17 protein-coding genes are annotated in these 16,071 nt (G+C 64.9%); 13 read left to right on the forward strand and 4 right to left on the reverse strand.

Annotation, left to right across the window (positions count from 1 at the left end; translation table 11 throughout):
• Positions 1-518: 518 nt before the first annotated feature.
• Positions 519-1,928, forward strand: a complete 1,410-nt coding sequence (leuC, locus tag LCM4576_RS20395) for a 3-isopropylmalate dehydratase large subunit (protein ID WP_071034216.1) — start codon at positions 519-521, stop codon at positions 1,926-1,928.
• Positions 1,929-1,993: 65 nt separating this feature from the next.
• Here the strand turns inward: leuC and LCM4576_RS20400 are convergent, their stop codons facing one another.
• On the reverse strand, positions 1,994-2,299 hold the full coding sequence (locus tag LCM4576_RS20400) for a hypothetical protein (protein WP_040987789.1): 306 nt from the start codon (positions 2,297-2,299) through the stop codon (positions 1,994-1,996).
• Between the two features lie 159 nt (positions 2,300-2,458).
• Here LCM4576_RS20400 and LCM4576_RS20405 point away from each other — a divergent pair, with 159 nt between their 5' ends.
• Together LCM4576_RS20405 and LCM4576_RS20410 are read left to right on the forward strand one after the other, a co-directional pair.
• Positions 2,459-3,655 carry a GGDEF domain-containing protein gene (locus tag LCM4576_RS20405; RefSeq protein WP_071034218.1) on the forward strand — a complete coding sequence of 399 codons (1,197 nt, stop codon included), beginning with the start codon at positions 2,459-2,461 and terminating at the stop codon, positions 3,653-3,655.
• A 343-nt stretch (positions 3,656-3,998) separates the two neighbouring features.
• Positions 3,999-5,201, forward strand: coding sequence for a diguanylate cyclase (locus LCM4576_RS20410; RefSeq protein WP_071034285.1), 1,203 nt, complete (start codon positions 3,999-4,001; stop codon positions 5,199-5,201).
• Here LCM4576_RS20410 and LCM4576_RS20415 read toward each other — a convergent pair.
• The gene (locus tag LCM4576_RS20415) at positions 5,185-5,541 is read right to left on the reverse strand and encodes a hypothetical protein (protein ID WP_071034220.1); all 357 of its coding nucleotides are present in this window, start codon (positions 5,539-5,541) and stop codon (positions 5,185-5,187) included. The genes LCM4576_RS20410 and LCM4576_RS20415 overlap by 17 nt on opposite strands.
• Positions 5,542-5,859: 318 nt before the next feature.
• On the opposite strand from LCM4576_RS20415, the gene LCM4576_RS20420 reads away from it, so the two are divergent.
• From LCM4576_RS20420 to LCM4576_RS20450, 7 genes are all read left to right on the forward strand, one after another.
• Positions 5,860-6,393: a hypothetical protein gene (locus tag LCM4576_RS20420; RefSeq protein WP_244508306.1), complete on the forward strand. Its 534-nt coding sequence runs from the start codon at positions 5,860-5,862 to the stop codon at positions 6,391-6,393.
• A 402-nt stretch (positions 6,394-6,795) separates the two neighbouring features.
• Complete coding sequence (gene sdhC, locus LCM4576_RS20425) at positions 6,796-7,218, forward strand: succinate dehydrogenase, cytochrome b556 subunit (protein WP_071034223.1); 423 nt, start codon at positions 6,796-6,798, stop codon at positions 7,216-7,218.
• Positions 7,218-7,613, forward strand: coding sequence for a succinate dehydrogenase, hydrophobic membrane anchor protein (sdhD, locus tag LCM4576_RS20430; RefSeq protein WP_040987777.1), 396 nt, complete (start codon positions 7,218-7,220; stop codon positions 7,611-7,613). Before sdhC ends, sdhD begins: the two co-directional genes overlap by 1 nt.
• Positions 7,614-7,617: 4 nt before the next feature.
• Entirely contained in the window at positions 7,618-9,453 is a 1,836-nt protein-coding gene (sdhA, locus tag LCM4576_RS20435; RefSeq protein WP_071034225.1) for a succinate dehydrogenase flavoprotein subunit, read from the forward strand.
• Between the two features lie 2 nt (positions 9,454-9,455).
• Entirely contained in the window at positions 9,456-9,890 is a 435-nt protein-coding gene (locus tag LCM4576_RS20440; RefSeq protein ID WP_071034227.1) for a DUF3052 family protein, read from the forward strand.
• Complete coding sequence (locus tag LCM4576_RS20445; RefSeq protein WP_071034228.1) at positions 9,891-10,670, forward strand: succinate dehydrogenase iron-sulfur subunit; 780 nt, start codon at positions 9,891-9,893, stop codon at positions 10,668-10,670.
• 226 nt (positions 10,671-10,896) lie between these two features.
• A complete protein-coding gene (locus tag LCM4576_RS20450; protein ID WP_071034230.1) occupies positions 10,897-11,532 on the forward strand; it encodes a YceH family protein in 636 nt (211 codons plus the stop codon).
• A 218-nt stretch (positions 11,533-11,750) separates the two neighbouring features.
• Here the strand turns inward: LCM4576_RS20450 and LCM4576_RS20455 are convergent, their stop codons facing one another.
• Positions 11,751-12,176 (reverse strand): OsmC family protein, encoded by a 426-nt coding sequence (locus LCM4576_RS20455; RefSeq protein ID WP_071034232.1) that lies wholly within the window; start codon positions 12,174-12,176, stop codon positions 11,751-11,753.
• 420 nt (positions 12,177-12,596) lie between these two features.
• Between LCM4576_RS20455 and LCM4576_RS20465 the strand changes: the two genes are divergently transcribed.
• Together LCM4576_RS20465 and LCM4576_RS20470 are read left to right on the forward strand one after the other, a co-directional pair.
• Complete coding sequence (locus LCM4576_RS20465) at positions 12,597-12,953, forward strand: YciI family protein (RefSeq protein ID WP_040991435.1); 357 nt, start codon at positions 12,597-12,599, stop codon at positions 12,951-12,953.
• A gap of 108 nt (positions 12,954-13,061) precedes the next feature.
• Positions 13,062-13,592 (forward strand): hypothetical protein, encoded by a 531-nt coding sequence (locus LCM4576_RS20470; RefSeq protein ID WP_071034235.1) that lies wholly within the window; start codon positions 13,062-13,064, stop codon positions 13,590-13,592.
• A 100-nt stretch (positions 13,593-13,692) separates the two neighbouring features.
• Here LCM4576_RS20470 and LCM4576_RS20475 read toward each other — a convergent pair whose 3' ends face one another.
• Entirely contained in the window at positions 13,693-14,970 is a 1,278-nt protein-coding gene (locus LCM4576_RS20475) for a ubiquinone biosynthesis hydroxylase (protein ID WP_071034237.1), read from the reverse strand.
• 103 nt (positions 14,971-15,073) lie between these two features.
• Between LCM4576_RS20475 and LCM4576_RS20480 the strand changes: the two genes are divergently transcribed.
• A complete protein-coding gene (locus tag LCM4576_RS20480) occupies positions 15,074-15,937 on the forward strand; it encodes an acyl-CoA thioesterase II (protein ID WP_071034238.1) in 864 nt (287 codons plus the stop codon).
• Positions 15,938-16,071 lie beyond the last annotated feature (134 nt).

Raw genomic sequence — 16,071 nt, forward strand, 5'->3', positions numbered from 1 at the left:
ACTTTCCGCCACGGCCTTCAGTACTTCCAATCCATCGCACGTGGCTGGAGCCTACGAGATGTGTGAATCGCCTAGGCGAAAGCGGGGGAGAGGTGGCCCGGCGAAGCCGGGACGGAGCGGGGGACGACGTCCGCGACACCAAAGCCGCTGCAAGCCAAGGCGCAAGACTGAAGGGCTCGAGGCGGTTAGGAGGCTTAAAAACTCCAGGCGCCGCGCTGACCCCTCTCCGTCCCGGCTTCGCCGGGCCACCTCTCCCCACTTCGTGGGGCGAGGAACCAGGTTCTGGCCGCAATTGCCGAAAAGCCAAAACATTGCTATCTACCCCGCCATGGAAAAGCTTTTCAGCGATCCGGCATACAAGGGTTTCGTGCTGCAGGACAGAAAGCGCCTGCCGTCGCGTTTCTCCGCGCGCGTTTGCGGCGCGCTGACCAGCCGACTTAACTGACCCGACCGATCGCAGTCGTCGCGCCGGATGGCCGGCGTGCTTTTCCCATTCTCATATCGACGGATTTACGCACATGAGCGCACCGCGCACCCTCTATGACAAGATCTTCGACGACCACGTCGTCGACCGCCAGGACGACGGCACCTGCCTGCTCTATATCGACCGCCACCTCGTGCATGAGGTCACCARCCCGCAGGCCTTCGAAGGCCTGCGCATGTCGAACCGCAAGGTCCGCCATCCCGAGAAGACGCTGGCCGTGGTCGACCACAACGTGTCGACCTCCCCCGAGCGCAAGTTCGGCATCAAGAACGAGGAAAGCCGCATCCAGGTCGAGGCGCTGGCCAAGAACGCCAAGGATTTCGGCATCGACTATTATTCCGAGAACGATATCCGCCAGGGCATCGTCCATATCATCGGGCCGGAGCAGGGTTTCACGCTGCCGGGCATGACCATCGTCTGCGGCGATAGCCATACCTCCACGCACGGCGCCTTCGGCGCCTTGGCGCACGGCATCGGCACCTCGGAGGTCGAGCATGTGCTGGCGACGCAAACGCTGATCCAGCGCAAGGCCAAAAACATGCTGGTGCGCGTCGACGGCCAGTTGCCGGAAGGCGTCACCGCCAAGGACATCATCCTCGCCATCATCGGCGAGATCGRCACCGCCGGCGGCACCGGTTACGTCATCGAATATGCCGGCGAGGCGATCMGCTCGCTGTCGATGGAAGGCCGCATGACGATCTGCAACATGTCGATTGAGGGCGGGGCGCGGGCCGGCCTGATCGCGCCGGACGAGACGACCTTCGCCTATGTCAAGGACAAGCCGCGCGCGCCGAAGGGCGCCGCCTGGGACGCCGCGCTCGCCTATTGGAAGACGCTGCATTCCGACGAGGGCGCGCATTTCGACAAGGTGATCGTGCTCGACGCGGCGAAGCTGCCGCCGATCGTCTCCTGGGGTTCCTCGCCCGAGGACGTCGTCTCGGTGCAGGGCATTGTGCCCGATCCGGAAGAGATCGCGGACGAAAACAAGCGCACGTCGAAGATCCGCGCGCTCGACTATATGGGGCTGACGCCCGGAACCAAGATCACCGACATCGCGCTCGACCGCGTCTTCATCGGCTCCTGCACCAATGGCCRCATCGAGGACCTGCGCGCTGCCGCCAAGGTGGTCGAGGGCAAGAAGGTCAATCCGCGGGTCAACGCCATGATCGTGCCGGGTTCCGGCCTGGTCAAGGAACAGGCGGAGGCCGAGGGCCTCGACAAGATCTTCCTCGCCGCCGGCTTCGACTGGCGCGAGCCGGGCTGCTCGATGTGCCTGGCCATGAACGACGACCGGCTGAAGCCGCATGAGCGTTGCGCCTCGACCTCGAACCGCAACTTCGAGGGCCGGCAGGGCTTCAAGGGCCGCACCCATCTGGTCTCGCCGGCYATGGCGGCAGCGGCGGCGATCGCTGGCCACTTCGTCGACATCCGCGACTGGAAGTAACCGCCCGCCTGCGGTGCTTGACAAAGGCCCGGACAATACGTCCGGGCCTTTTGCTTTTCAGCGATCTATCTGCGAATGATCTCGTGAAACTCCTCGCGCCGGCCGGGCTCGTCGGCGGCGACGACCAAGGCCAGCTGCCGCTCGTCGAAGATCTTGAACCACTCGTCCCACTCCACGAGCTCGTAGCCGCCGGCGTTGATCGGGCGCTCCGGGCGGTCCTCGTCCTCATAGGCCTGCTGCCCAAAAACCAGCCGCAGCATGGCCTGCGTTCCGGCCTCGGGCGAGACGTCGACGATGGCCGGGAAGCCGGCGCGTGCCGCCGCCCAGGAGCGGATTTCATCGTGGTTCGTCAAAGTGATCGTGCCGGCCATCTCGATCGTCTCCGTCTGGCGTTTCTTGTCTGGCCGGACAACGCCGCTCAGGCAGGCCGGTTCCGCGTGGCGTGCAACGTATCTATCGAGGCTTAACCGCTTGTTTGGGCTTAAGTCCTAGTATCTCCCCTTGGGTAAGTTGGGGAAAGTCGCAGTCCTTTGGACACCGGTCTGCTCATAGCGCTGCTCAATCCGACGATAGCGCTGGCGCTCGGCGCTGCGTTCCTCGTGCTGTGGTCCTATCAGCGCCATCGTCCCTATCTGGCCGTCTTGGCGGCGAGCTATGCTCTCGCCGCGGCCGGTTTCCTGTTCCAGCATTTCACCCTCCCGGTCGGCCTGGCGCCGTCCAAGTTCCTCTCCAACCTGTGCTTCTGCGTTGCCGGATCCTGTCTGGTTGGCGCCATTATCGCGCGCCAGGGCCGGCCCGTCCCCTATGCCGGGATCGCCGCGCTGGCGTTGGGCGGAATGGCCGCATTCTGCTGGTTCCTGTTCGTTCAGCCGGACCTGACATGGAGGATCCTCGTCGTCAATTTCGCGCTTGGCGGCATCAGCCTGCTGGCCGCCGCTGAGCTGCGCGTGGTGCGCGGCAATGGCCCGACGGAAAAGATCTTGCTCGCGCTGGCGTTGCTTTCCGGACTGAACTTCTTCGTAAGGACGCTGGCCGTCATCATCGCGCACGGRCCGTTCAAAGGCTATGACGAGCTCTATGCCTCGTCCTACTGGACGACGGCGCTGCTGTCGCACGCGCTCTTGTCGCTGCTGATCGCGCTCTGCCTGTTCACCGCGGCGGCGCTCGACGTGATGAAGGCGCTGAAAGCCGAAACCCATACCGACCCGCTCTCGGGCATCCTCAATCGCCGCGGCTTCGAGGAGCGGGCGACCCTCTTGCTCGACCAGTGCGGCAAGGCCGGATTTCCCGTCRCCCTGGTGCTTGCCGATCTCGATCACTTCAAGGCGCTCAACGACCAGCATGGGCATGAGGCCGGTGACCGGGTGATCGCCGATTTCGCCGCCAAGCTGCGTTCCGCCACCGGCGCGCGCGGGGCCGCCGGCCGCATCGGCGGCGAGGAGTTCGCCGTGCTTCTGCCTCTCACCGACCTGGGAGCGGCAAGGCTCTTCGCCGAAGCGATCCGCGCCTTCTATTCGGCGGGCACGATCGACGGCCTGCCGGCCGGCACCAGGGTCACCGCGAGTTTCGGCGTCGCCGCCCGCACCGGCAAGGAAGGGCTGATGCCATTGATGCGACGCGCCGACGAGGCGCTCTACAAGGCCAAGAAGAACGGCCGCGACAGCGTGCGGCTTTCCTACGAGAGACCCGAAACCGCCTTCGTCGCCGTGCCGCTCGCCGTCGGCTGAGGTACACTGACCCAGGCTGCCCGAACCCGGCAGGCGATCGCAACGTTCGCGATTGGCCGAGGCCTATGCAGCCTCGTCATCCTCGGGCTTGACCCGAGGATCCATGCCGTAACCTCAACGAAAGTGCAGCGGCGCAGAATTCTGCATCGCGGTGGCGCGTTGAAGTCACGGCATGGATTGCAGGGTCTGCGCGCGTCGCTTCGCTTCTTGCTCCGCCCTGGAACGACGACAGGATAAGTTTTGYGGCTAACCGCCAAGGCTTGCGGTTCCGTACCGCAGCTAGCATTAACGTGTTTTTCGCCCGTCGATGGTTTTCTGTCCGGAACGTTCGACGAAGGAAGACATGGRCAGCGCCGACTTCATATTGATGATCAACTTCGTCGTCGCCGGGCTGCTGGCGGCGGCGTTCATGGCGATTGCTGTCTATGATACCGGGCGCGTGTCGGCGCGCTGGCTTGCCTTCAGCTACCTGCTCGGCATGGCCTATTTCGCCATCGASTTCAGCATTCCTGCTTTCGCGGACGCCCGGCTGCCGGTCGTTGCCGCCTTTGCCGTGCTCTTCGGCGCAACCGTCGCCTTCAACGGCGGGCTCGCCCATAAATACGACGTGCGGCCGCCCTGGGCGCCGATGCTGTGCTTCCTCGTTGTGGCCTCGGTCGCCGTCTATCTGGTGCAGGACCTGCCGCGTCAGTCGCTGACGCGCATGATGGCCTACCAGCTTCCTTACGCTACCATGCAATTCGCCGCGCTCGGCATCGTGCTGTCCTCCCGGCAAAGGCTCGCGCGGCTCGACCATGTGCTTGCGCTGGTGCTCGGCGCCAGCGCCGTGCAGTTCGCCTCCAAGCCGCTCATCGCCGGCGCGCTGGGCGGGTGGGGCGCAAATCCGCAGGCCTATGTACAGACGGCCTACGCGCTTGTGTCTCAATCGCTCGGCACCGTGTTCGGGCTGGCGCTGGCGTTGCTTGCGCTTGCCGTCCTGGTGCGTGACGCGCTCAACGAGGYGACCTCGAAATCGGAAACCGACGCTTTGTCGCGGCTCTTCAACCGCCGCGGTTTCGAACGCCACGCGGACCTTGCGATGCGGGATGCCGTCCGGCGCGGCGTGYCGGTGGCGCTTGTGATCGCCGATCTCGATTATTTCAAGAGCATCAACGACAGCTACGGCCATGCCTGCGGCGACCGCGTGATCGAGAGCTTCGCCAGTTTCCTGCGCGAAGCCGCCGCCGAGCACCATGTCGCCGGYCGTATCGGCGGCGAAGAGTTCGCCATCATCCTGCCGGGCACCAATCTTGCGGCGGCGCGGCTGTTTGCCGAGGGCGCGCGCAACGCCTTTGGCGCCTTGCCGATCGAGGGCCTGCCGGCCGACCATCGCTGCAGCGCAAGCTTCGGCGTGGCCGAGCTCGCCGCGGACGAGGGTTTTGCGGATCTTTTGCGGCGCGCCGACGGCGCGCTCTACGAAGCCAAGAATGCCGGCCGCGACTGCGTGCGCGTGTCAGGCGCGCTCAGGCGGCGCCAAACGCCGACGATCTTCAACGGCAAGGGCTGAGATTGGGCATCTCGCCGTCGGAAAGCCCGTACATATAGGAGCGGCCCTTGACCAGCACCGGCGGCTGGTAGCAGCCGGGCGCGCCGGGCTCGTCCGCATCGTCATAGACGACGTCCGGCTGGCCGGCGCTGGTGTATTCGGAAAGTTTCTTGGCGAGCTTGCCCTCGCCGACGATGATGCGCTTGTAGCCGGCGGCGCTGTCGATGACGAGATTGCCGAAGGAATCGGCATAGACGCGGTCATGGTGGCGCAGGCCGGCTTCGGCCGGCGCGGCGATTGCCGTCACCAGCCCCGCCAGCGCGGCGGTGGCAACGCTTGCCCGCACTGAATTCGAACGCATGTCGCTCTCCTTGATGGCACGACCGATCGCGCCTGGGTTCCGGTTCGCATCGGAAATTAACCCTTTCTTAACCTTTGTTAAGAGGCGGGAGGCCTTCGGCGCCGGTTCTTAAGGAACATGGTTAATTTTCGAAGGTCCGGTTCTCACCCGCCGCAGGGCGGCCATGCAGTCGACTGACTCTGGGTGAGCTTGATCTTGATGCGTCGCGTGGCTAGAGCGGTTCGTCGTTTAACGGAAACGACAAACCACTCTATCTCTTTGTTTTGACGCAATTCCGGACGGAAAACCGTTTCACACTTTTCCTGGAATTGCTGTAGCGTGCCGCGCACGAAAGGGCAGCGCATGAGCTTTGGCCACACGGTTCGGGTGTCGATCACCATCCCGCTGCTTCTCGCGGCCGCGGCCTGCGTGCCGCAGGACGGCGCGCCGAAGGCGGCGAATGCCGCGCCGCCCGCCGCCTCGCCCGCTCCGGCCCCGCCGTCCGCGGCACCCGGGGCGCCGCCGGCAGCCGCAACGCCCCCGGTACCTGCAACGGCCCCGGCGCCTGCAACAGCCAAGACGCCCGCAGCGCCTGCGCCCGCGACCAAGATCGTCACCGACCTTACCGTGCCGCGATCCGGCATCGGCACGGCCACCTATAGATGCGGCAATGGCGGCATGATCACCATCCAGAATCTCGGCTCGTCGCTGCGCGTGGTCCGCCAGGATGGCACGACCGAGGAATTCGCGGCCTCGCCCGCCAACCAGAGCAGCCGCTACCAGGAAGCGGCGACGCATGACGCAATCGTGATCGATGGACGCGAAGCGCTGGTGATGAAGAGGGGATCCACCCCGCAGACCTGTCGGAGATAGCCGGTGGGCTGACCTTCAGGTGAGGCCGGCCTGCAAACGGCAGCTTCCTGCGCTTCCGGTGCTCACGTACTTCAAGTACGCTCCGCTCCGGTTCTCGGAAACCGCCTTGTTTGGTCGCTTCGCGCCCGTCTTCGACTCCGACTCGGCCTGACCTGAACCTCAACCCACCGGCGCGCGCTCTTTGTTGCGCTGCAGCGAGACCTTGCGCCGGCTTCGAAGCAGCCGCTAATCGATTGAAGCGCGCCGCCGTCCATTTGTCAGACTAAATGATGTTTCCAAAACGATTTTCCGGCTTTGACGCGGTGCAAAAAGCGCATTAGAAACCGGCTGTCCGGGCCATATATGAACATGGCAAACGCCGCATTCCCATCGCGGCTTCCAGGATGCCGATCTGGGGGAGCCATGAGCAAATCACCAGCCACCCGCGCAGTTGCCAGACGTGAACGGCCGCTTTCGCCGCATCTGACTGTCTACCGGCCGCCGATCACGATGACGATGTCGATCATCCATCGCATCACCGGCGGCGCGCTTTATTTCGGAACGCTGCTGGTGGCGGCGTGGCTGATCRCCGCCGCAAGCTCGCAGGCCGCCTTCGACTGGGTCAACTGGGCCTTCGGCTCCTGGCTCGGCCGGCTGGTTCTGTTCGGCTACACCTGGGCGTTGATGCACCACATGCTGGGCGGGCTGCGCCACCTCGTCTGGGACACCGGCGCGGGGCTGGAAAAACACACCGCGTCGAAGATCGCCTGGGCGACGCTCGCCGGTTCGATCGTGCTCACGCTGTTGATCTGGATCGCCGGCTACATGGCGCGGGGAGCTTTCTGATGAGCGCGAACAACACCGACATGCGCACGCCGCTCGGCAAGGTGCGCGGCCTGGGCTCGGCCCGCGAGGGCACGCAGCATTTCTGGCGCCAGCGGCTGACGGCGATCGCCAACATCCCGCTGCTGTTGTTCTTCGTCGGCTTCCTGATCGCGGTCAACGGCCACGGCTACACGGACGTGCGGGCGTCGCTCGCCAACCCCTTCGTGGCGCTCGTGCTGGCGCTCGTGCTCATCTCCGGCCTCTACCACATGCGGCTCGGCATGCAGGTCATCATCGAGGACTATGTGCATGGCGAAGGCATGAAGCTGGCGCTGATCGCCCTCAACACCTTCTTCGCAGTCGCGGTCGGCGTCGCTTCGCTGTTTGCCCTGCTCAAACTCGCATTCGGAGGCTGACGTCTTGGCCAACGCAAATACCGCCGGCACGGCTTCCGCCTACACTTTTGTCGATCACAAATTCGATGTGGTGATCGTCGGCGCCGGCRGCGCCGGGCTGCGCGCCACGCTCGGCATGGCCGAGCAGGGGCTGCGCACCGCCTGCATCACCAAAGTGTTCCCGACCCGCTCGCACACCGTTGCCGCGCAGGGCGGCATCGCCGCCTCGTTGTCGAACATGGGGCCGGATTCCTGGCAGTGGCACATGTACGATACCGTCAAGGGCTCGGACTGGCTGGGCGATGTCGACGCCATGGAATATATGGTGCGCGAAGCGCCGGCCRCCGTCTACGAGCTCGAGCACTACGGCGTGCCGTTCTCGCGCACCGAGGAAGGCAAGATCTACCAACGGCCGTTCGGYGGCCACATGATGAACTACGGCGACGGTCCGCCGGTGCAGCGCACCTGCGCCGCCGCCGACCGCACCGGCCACGCCATCCTGCACACGCTCTACGGCCAGTCGCTGAAGAACAACGCGCAGTTCTTCATCGAGTATTTCGCGCTMGACCTGATCATGGAGCCGGACGGCACCTGCACCGGCGTGGTGGCCTGGAACCTCGACGACGGCACCATCCACCGCTTCTCGGCCAAGATGGTGGTGCTGGCGACGGGCGGCTACGGCCGCGCCTATTTCTCCGCGACCTCGGCGCATACCTGTACCGGCGACGGCGGCGRCATGGCGGCCAGAGCCGGGCTGCCGCTGCAGGACATGGAATTCGTGCAGTTCCATCCGACCGGCATCTATGGCGCCGGCTGCCTGATCACCGAAGGCGCGCGCGGCGAGGGCGGCTATCTCGTCAATTCCGAGGGCGAGCGCTTCATGGAGCGCTATGCGCCGTCGGCCAAGGACCTTGCCTCGCGCGACGTCGTCTCGCGCTGCATGACGCTGGAGATCCGCGAGGGCCGGGGCGTCGGCAAGAAGAAGGACCATATCTTCCTGCATCTCGACCACCTCGATCCGGCGGTGCTGCACGAGCGGCTGCCCGGTATTTCGGAATCGGCCAAGATCTTCGCCGGCGTCGACCTTACCAAGGAGCCGATCCCGGTGCTGCCGACGGTGCATTACAATATGGGCGGCGTGCCGACCAATTATTGGGGCGAGGTGCTCAACCCGACGCCAGAGAATCCCGACCGCGTGTCGCCCGGTCTGATGGCTGTCGGCGAGGCCGGCTGCGCTTCGGTGCATGGCGCCAACCGGCTTGGCTCGAATTCGCTGATCGACCTCGTTGTGTTCGGGCGGGCGGCGGCCATCCGCGCCGGCCAGGTGATCGACCGCAAATCGGCGATCCCGTCGCCCAACGAAGCTTCGGTCGAAAAGATCATGGAACGCTTCGACCGGCTGCGCCACGCCAACGGCTCCATCCCGACGGCGGTGCTACGCGAGAGAATGCAGCGCGCCATGCAGGAAGACGCCGCCGTGTTCCGCACGCAGGAATCGCTGGAGAACGGCTGCAGGCGCATTTCGGAACTCTGGGGCGAACTCAAGGACATCAAGGTCACCGACCGCTCGATGATCTGGAATTCTGACCTCGTCGAGACGCTTGAGCTGGAGAACCTGATGGCCAACGCCATCACCACGGTCTACGGCGCCGAGGCGCGCAAGGAGAGCCGTGGCGCGCATGCGCGTGAGGATTTCGACAAGCGCGACGACGCCAACTGGCGCAAGCATACGCTTGCGCATCTCAGCGAAGACGGCACGGTGACGCTCACCTACCGGCCGGTGCATACCGAGCCGCTGCTGGCGGAAAAGGACGGCGGCATCAGCCTCGCCAAGATCGCGCCGAAGGCGAGGGTCTACTGACCATGGCATTGGCGGCCGCGGGATATTCCGGCACGTCCCTTCCGGCCAAGCTCGGCCTGAAGGACGGCATGGTCGCCGCCTTCATCGCGCTGCCGCCGGAGCTCGATGAACTGACTGGGACCGTGGCCTTTGYGGACGTCGATCGGTTCGCCGAGTGGTCCGCGATATCGGGTCGGCAGAGATACGATGCCGTGCACGCCTTCACCCGGCAGCGCGCCGAGATCAAGGACGGCTTGGCTCACCTCGAGACGGCGATCAAGCGCGACGGCATGGTCTGGGTCTCCTGGCCGAAGAAAGCATCGAAAGTGCCGACCGACGTCACCGAGGGTGTGATCCGCGCCGAGGCGCTGAAGCGCGACCTGGTCGACGTCAAGGTCGCCGCCGTCAACGAAATCTGGTCCGGGCTGAAGCTCGTCATCCGAAAGGACCGCAGGTAAATGGTCGAACTCACGCTTCCAAAGAATTCGCAGATCAAGCAGGGCAAGACCTGGCCGAAGCCGGAGGGCGCCACGAACCTGCGCGAATACCGCATCTACCGCTGGTCGCCGGACGACGACGAAAATCCGCGCATGGACACCTATTTCGTCGACATGGACGATTGCGGGCCGATGGTTCTCGACGCGCTCCTGTGGATYAAGAACAAGATCGATCCGACGCTGACGCTGCGCCGTTCCTGCCGCGAAGGCATCTGCGGCTCCTGCGCCATGAACATCGACGGCTCGAACACGCTGGCCTGCACCAAGGGGGCGGACGACATCTCCGGCGCGGTGAAGGTCTATCCGCTGCCGCATATGCCGGTGATCAAGGACCTTGTGCCCGATCTCACCAATTTCTACGCCCAGCACGCCTCGATCGAACCGTGGCTGAAGAYGGTCTCGCCGACGCCCGCCAAGGAATGGCTGCAGAGCCATGAGGACCGCGAGAAGCTCGACGGGCTCTACGAATGCATCCTGTGCGCCTKCTGCTCGACCTCCTGCCCGAGCTACTGGTGGAACGGCGACCGCTATCTCGGCCCGGCCACGTTGCTGCAGGCCTATCGCTGGCTGATCGACAGCCGCGACGAGGCGACGGGCGAACGGCTCGATAACCTCGAAGACCCTTTCCGGYTCTATCGCTGCCACACCATCATGAACTGCGCGCAGACCTGCCCGAAGGGGTTGAACCCGGCCAAGGCGATCGCCGAGATCAAGAAGATGATGGTGGAGAGAAGGGTTTAGTCGGGCGAATTCGCTCGTGGTGCTTCGAAGGCAGCGATCCTTCGCGCCCCCCTCTGTCCTGCCGGACATCTCCCCCACGGGTGGGGAGATTGGCTGTCACCGCGGCTTTCGCCAATCGCTGCCGTCGAAGAATAAGCGCTGTTGACGAAGCCGCTGATCTCCCCCCTTGTGGGGGAGATGTCCGGCAGGACAGAGGGGGGCGCTGTCCCGCCAGCGTCAGAAAGGATTGCAGCCAGTGACCGATCTCCCCGTCCTCTCCCCCGTCGAAGCCCGCGTGCTGGGCTCGCTGATCGAGAAGAAGGAACTGACGCCGGACGTCTATCCGCTGACGCTCAATGGCGCRCATCAGGCCGCCAACCAGAAGACGGCGCGCGAGCCGGTGATGGYGTTGGAGCTGACCGAGGTTCRGCGGGCGCTGAGCACGCTCGAGCAGAAAGGTCTGGTGYGCCAGGCCTTCGCCTCGCGGGTCGAGCGTTACGAGCATCTGATGGCGCAGCGCTTTTCGCTGACCACGCCGCAGATCGCGGTGATCGGGCTTTTGCTGCTGCGCGGCGCGCAGACGGCGCATGAATTGCTGGCGCGTTCAGAGCGCATGGCGCGCTTCGCCTCGATCGAGGAGCTGCGCGACAATCTCGATTTGATGATCGGGCGGAGGCCGCCGCTGATCCAACTGCTCGAACGCGCGCCCGGACAGCGCGAGGAGCGCTATGTGCATTTGCTGAGCGGGCCGGTGGAAGCGGYAGTGGCGGCGCCTTGGCAGCCGCCAGCGGTAGCTGTGGATTCCGGACTTGAGGCGCGCGTCAAGGCGCTGGAGGAAGAGGTCGCCGCATTGCGGGCGAAGATCGAGGCGCTGGGCGGCTAGCGCTCACTAGAAGCGTTGGCGCGAGGCCCCCCTCTCTGTCCTGCCGGACATCTCCCCCTCAAGGGGGGAGATTGGCAGTTTYGGCGCCGGCGCTCCGCTGGCAATGTTGGCGATTAGCGAAAGCCGCAGTGACATCTGATCTCCCCCCTTGAGGGGGAGATGCCCGGCAGGGCAGAGAGGGGGGCGAAGGAATGCCTGCCGGCGGCTAGAAGGCGCCGTTACGCGAGCTTCGCATCCAGCGAGACGTTTATCGCCCCCAGCGCCTTCGACACCGGGCATTCGGCCTTGGCCTTCTCGGCCAGTTCCTTGAACTTCGCCGCGTCGATGCCGGGCACCTTGCCGACCAGGGTGATGGYGCTGCCGGTGATGCCCGTGCCCGGCACCAGCGTCACCACCGCCTTGGCGTCGAGCTCGGCGGCCGGTGTGCCGTTTTCGGCGAGGAAGTGCGACAGCTGCATGGCGTAGCAGCCGGYATGGGCGGCGGCGATCAGCTCTTCCGGATTGGTGCCGGACTTGCCGCTCTCGTCCTCGAAGCGCGCCTTGAACGAATAGGGCGTGCCCTTCAAGGTCCCGCTTTGCGTGTCCAGCGTGCCGTTGCCTTCCTTCAGATTGCCTTTCCAGACGGCGTTTGCAGTGYGGTCCATGGAGTCCTCCCTGTGTGTTCGGGGTTTCTCGCCGGCGGGCGCCGACGTCCTCGCAAACTATAGCGCGGGTGTAGCGGAAGGCCATCCTTGGCCTGGTATGATTGTGTTCCAGAAAACTCGCGAAAAAAAGCGCGTGCAAAAATGTCGACTTCCCGTCGGCCCGACCGTCCTGCGGGCGGCCACTCACGGCCGACGGAGATTAAGGATGGATAGTCTGTTTCTTGCGATCTGGGGAAGGCCGGGACGAAAAGGCGTGCGACTTGAAGAGTTCTGGCTGGATTCGCCGACGCTCGGCTTCGGTCGGCTGGYGGTGGCCATCGCCATCATCGGTGTCGCGRCATGCATACTCGATCATGCGGCGACGGCCAGCAGAACCGACACCGTCGCCTTCCATGGCGTGTCAACGAAAGGAAGCTCGAAATGAAATATGTCCTGCTGGTCTATGGCGAGGAAAAGAACCTCTATGCGCTGACCCCTGAGCGCGCGGCCAGGCTCGATGCCGACTCGCTCGGCTATGATCGGGAACTCGACCGGCAAGGYAAGCTGGTCATCGCGCAGGCGCTGCAGTCGGTGAAGACATCGAAATCGCTCAGGCGGCGCAAGGGCAAGGTACTGGTGACCGATGGACCGTTCGCCGAGACCAAGGAGCAGCTGCTCGGCTTCGTCATGATCGAGGCGGCCGACCTTGCCGAAGCGCTGAAGATTGCCGAAGGCATTCCGCTGGCCGAGCTCGGCACCGTCGAGATCAGGGCGATCTACGACATACCAGGGTCATGACGCCGTATAACGACGGCGTATATGGGATTTGTTCATCGTCGCGATTGTCGCTTGTTGAAGCGATGCCGCACTTCTCTTATCGTTGCTCGGATTTCGGGGGAATTCGGCATGCCTTTCCTGATCGCTTTGCTTGGCGTGCTCGGCGCGGCTGCCTTCTGGTGGTATCGGCTGAAGGCGATGAACGAGGCGGCGAACGAGGTCGCCGATGTCATCGGACGCGTGCAAGGTAACATTCGCCGGAAGAAGCTGCGCAAGCAGGCAGCACTTTCGCCATTGACCGCAATCGAYGATCCGGTGGTAGCGGCCGCGACGCTGATCACCGCGATCGTTGCCGAGCATGGCCYGATCCTGCCGCAGCGCGAAGGCGTCATCCGCGAGGTGATCGCGCAGATCGCGGAAAATCCGAAGAAGACCGACGAGGCGGTCGTCTACGGCAAATGGGCCGCCGCGCAGATCGACGACGCGACCATCGTCATCGACACGCTGGCGCCGTTCCTGCGCGAGCGTCTCGATCCGCATGAGCGCGACGACCTGCTTAGGATGCTGAACCGCGTCGCTCAAGGCGGCGAGCAGAGCCTCAGGATCGCCGACCAGCGGATGCTGAGGCTGCGGCAGAAGCTGGGCTTCGAGGTGAACTGAATTGAAACAGCGACGATCGGATCGCCTGCCTTCGTGATTGGCCGAAAGCCCTCGCGCTCCGCCCGTGGATGACGATGTTTGAATGGCTTACGCCAATCGTTCAGATCGCCTCGCCCTTCAGCAGCCGTGGCGTGTCCCCCGACAGGCCCGAGGCCTGGCGGATGAAGAAATCCTTGAGCCTGGGCATGCGCTCGACCAGGCCGAGGCCGAGATCGCGCACGGCGCGCAGCGGGCCGATGTCGTTGGAGAACAGCCGGTTCAAGACGTCGGTGGTGACGCCCATCTGCAGCGTGTCGAAGCGGCGCCATTGCTGGTAGCGCTCGAGCACGTCGAGGGCGCCGATGTCCTGGCCGAGCCGGTCGGCCTCGACCACGACTTCGGCGAGCGCCGCCACATCCTTGAAGCCGAGATTGAGCCCCTGGCCGGCGATTGGGTGGATGCCGTGCGCGGCATCGCCGGCGAGCGCGATGCGCGGCGCGACGAAGGCCCTCGCCAGCGTCAGGCCGAGCGGCCAGGCGCGCGGCTTGTCGGCGACGCGGATTTCGCCGAGCTTCAGGCCGAAGCGCTGTTCCAGATCATGCTCGAAGACGAACTCGTCGCCCTCGACCAGCGCCTTGGCATCTTCCGTGCGCTCCACCCACACGATCGACGAGCGGTTGGTGCCGTCCTTGTCCGGCTTCAGCGGCAGCGTGGCGAAGGGGCCCGCAGGGAGGAAATGCTCCTCGGCGCGGCCGTTGTGCGGGCGCTCATGYGCCACCGTGCAGACGATGCCGGACTGGCCGTATTCCCATTTGACCGTCTTGATGCCGGCCATGTCGCGCAGCTTCGAATTGACGCCGTCGGCGGCAACAAGCAGCCGCGCCTTAAGCGTCGCGCCGTCCGCCAGATGCACGGTGATGCCGGCGCCGCTCGTGTCGAAGGCGCTGACCGCCATGCCCTCGATGATGTCGATKCCGAGCTTCTCGGCGCGCCGGCGCAGCGCGCCGTTGAGATCCCGGTTGGCGACCATGTGAGCGAAAGGCTCGCCCGGCGCCACCTCGCCGTCGAAGGTCAAAAACACCGGGCGCACCGGGTCGGCGGCGCGCGAGTCGGTGATGATCATCTCGGTGATCGCCTGCGCCTGCGGCGCGACCTCTTTCCAGACGCCGAGCTGTTCCAGCATGCGGCTCGCGGCCGCCGCGATGGCCGAGGCGCGGCCGTCTTTCTGCCAGACTCCGGCGGGGGCGGCGTCGACGACGGCGATGGCGAGGCCCGGCCTCGCCTGCTTCAGCGACACGGCCGCCGTGAGGCCGACATAGCCTGCGCCGGCGATGAGCACGTCGAGCGGCGTCTCGCGGCTTCCGTTCGCTTCCGCTTCCTTCGGCTTGCGGTCGACCATGGCATCATCCTTTCACGGCTTCGGCCGGTTGCCGTTTGCGGCCTTGACTGCCTGCGCRTCCTGTCCGAAACCGGCCATGGCACATCCTTGAAGGATTTCAAACATGACCGCGGCCATRGACGAGCTTCTCGACATTCTCGACCTCGAGCAGCTCGAACACAATCTGTATCGTGGTCGCAGCCCCAAGGTCGACTGGCAGCGCGTCTTTGGCGGCCAGACGATCGCGCAAGCGCTGGTCGCGGCGCAGCGCACCGTGGAGCCGGAACGCCATGTGCATTCGCTGCATGGCTATTTCATGCGGCCGGGCGACACCAAGCTGCCGATCGTCTACGAGGTCGACCGCATCCGCGACGGCGGCTCCTTCACCACGCGCCGGGTCGTGGCGATCCAGCATGGCCAGGCGATCTTCTCGCTGGAGGCGTCCTTCCAGCAGGATGAGATCGGGCTCGAGCACCAGCTGCCGATGCCGCGCGACGTGCCGGCGCCCGACACGCTRCTCACCCAGCGCGAGCTGCTGGGAAAATTCGGCGAGGCGGTGCCGGAAGGCATCAGGCGCTACTGGGAGCGCGATCGTCCGATCGAGATGAAGCCGRTGATGCTGAAACACTATACGAGCCGCGAGAAGCTGGATCCGCAGCAGAATATCTGGATCCGGACCACCGGCCCGGTGCCTGAAAACCGCGCGACGCAAGCGGCCGTCCTTGCCTATCTTTCGGATATGACGCTGCTCGACACCTCGACCTTCGYGCATGGCCGCGCCATCTTCGACCGCGACATCCAGGCCGCCAGCCTCGACCACGCCATGTGGTTCCATCRCAGCCATTCGCTCGACGACTGGATCCTCTACAACCAGGACAGCCCGTCGACGCAAGGGTCGCGCGGCTTCACCCGCGGCTCGCTGTTCGCGCGCGACGGCACGCTGATCGCTTCGGTTGCCCAGGAAGGGCTCATCCGGCTCAAACGTTGAGCCGGCTTCCCGTATTTGCCTGCAAAACGCGCATTTTTGATTTTCTGCCTACTTTTTAGGCCGCGGTGCCTGCCGGCCCGTGCGCGAATGATGTGCACCGGCTGGCCATCCCCTTTGTTTACAATAGGTTAACA

The sequence above is a fragment of the Mesorhizobium sp. LCM 4576 genome (assembly GCF_001854815.1).
Taxonomy (GTDB): domain Bacteria; phylum Pseudomonadota; class Alphaproteobacteria; order Rhizobiales; family Rhizobiaceae; genus Mesorhizobium; species Mesorhizobium plurifarium.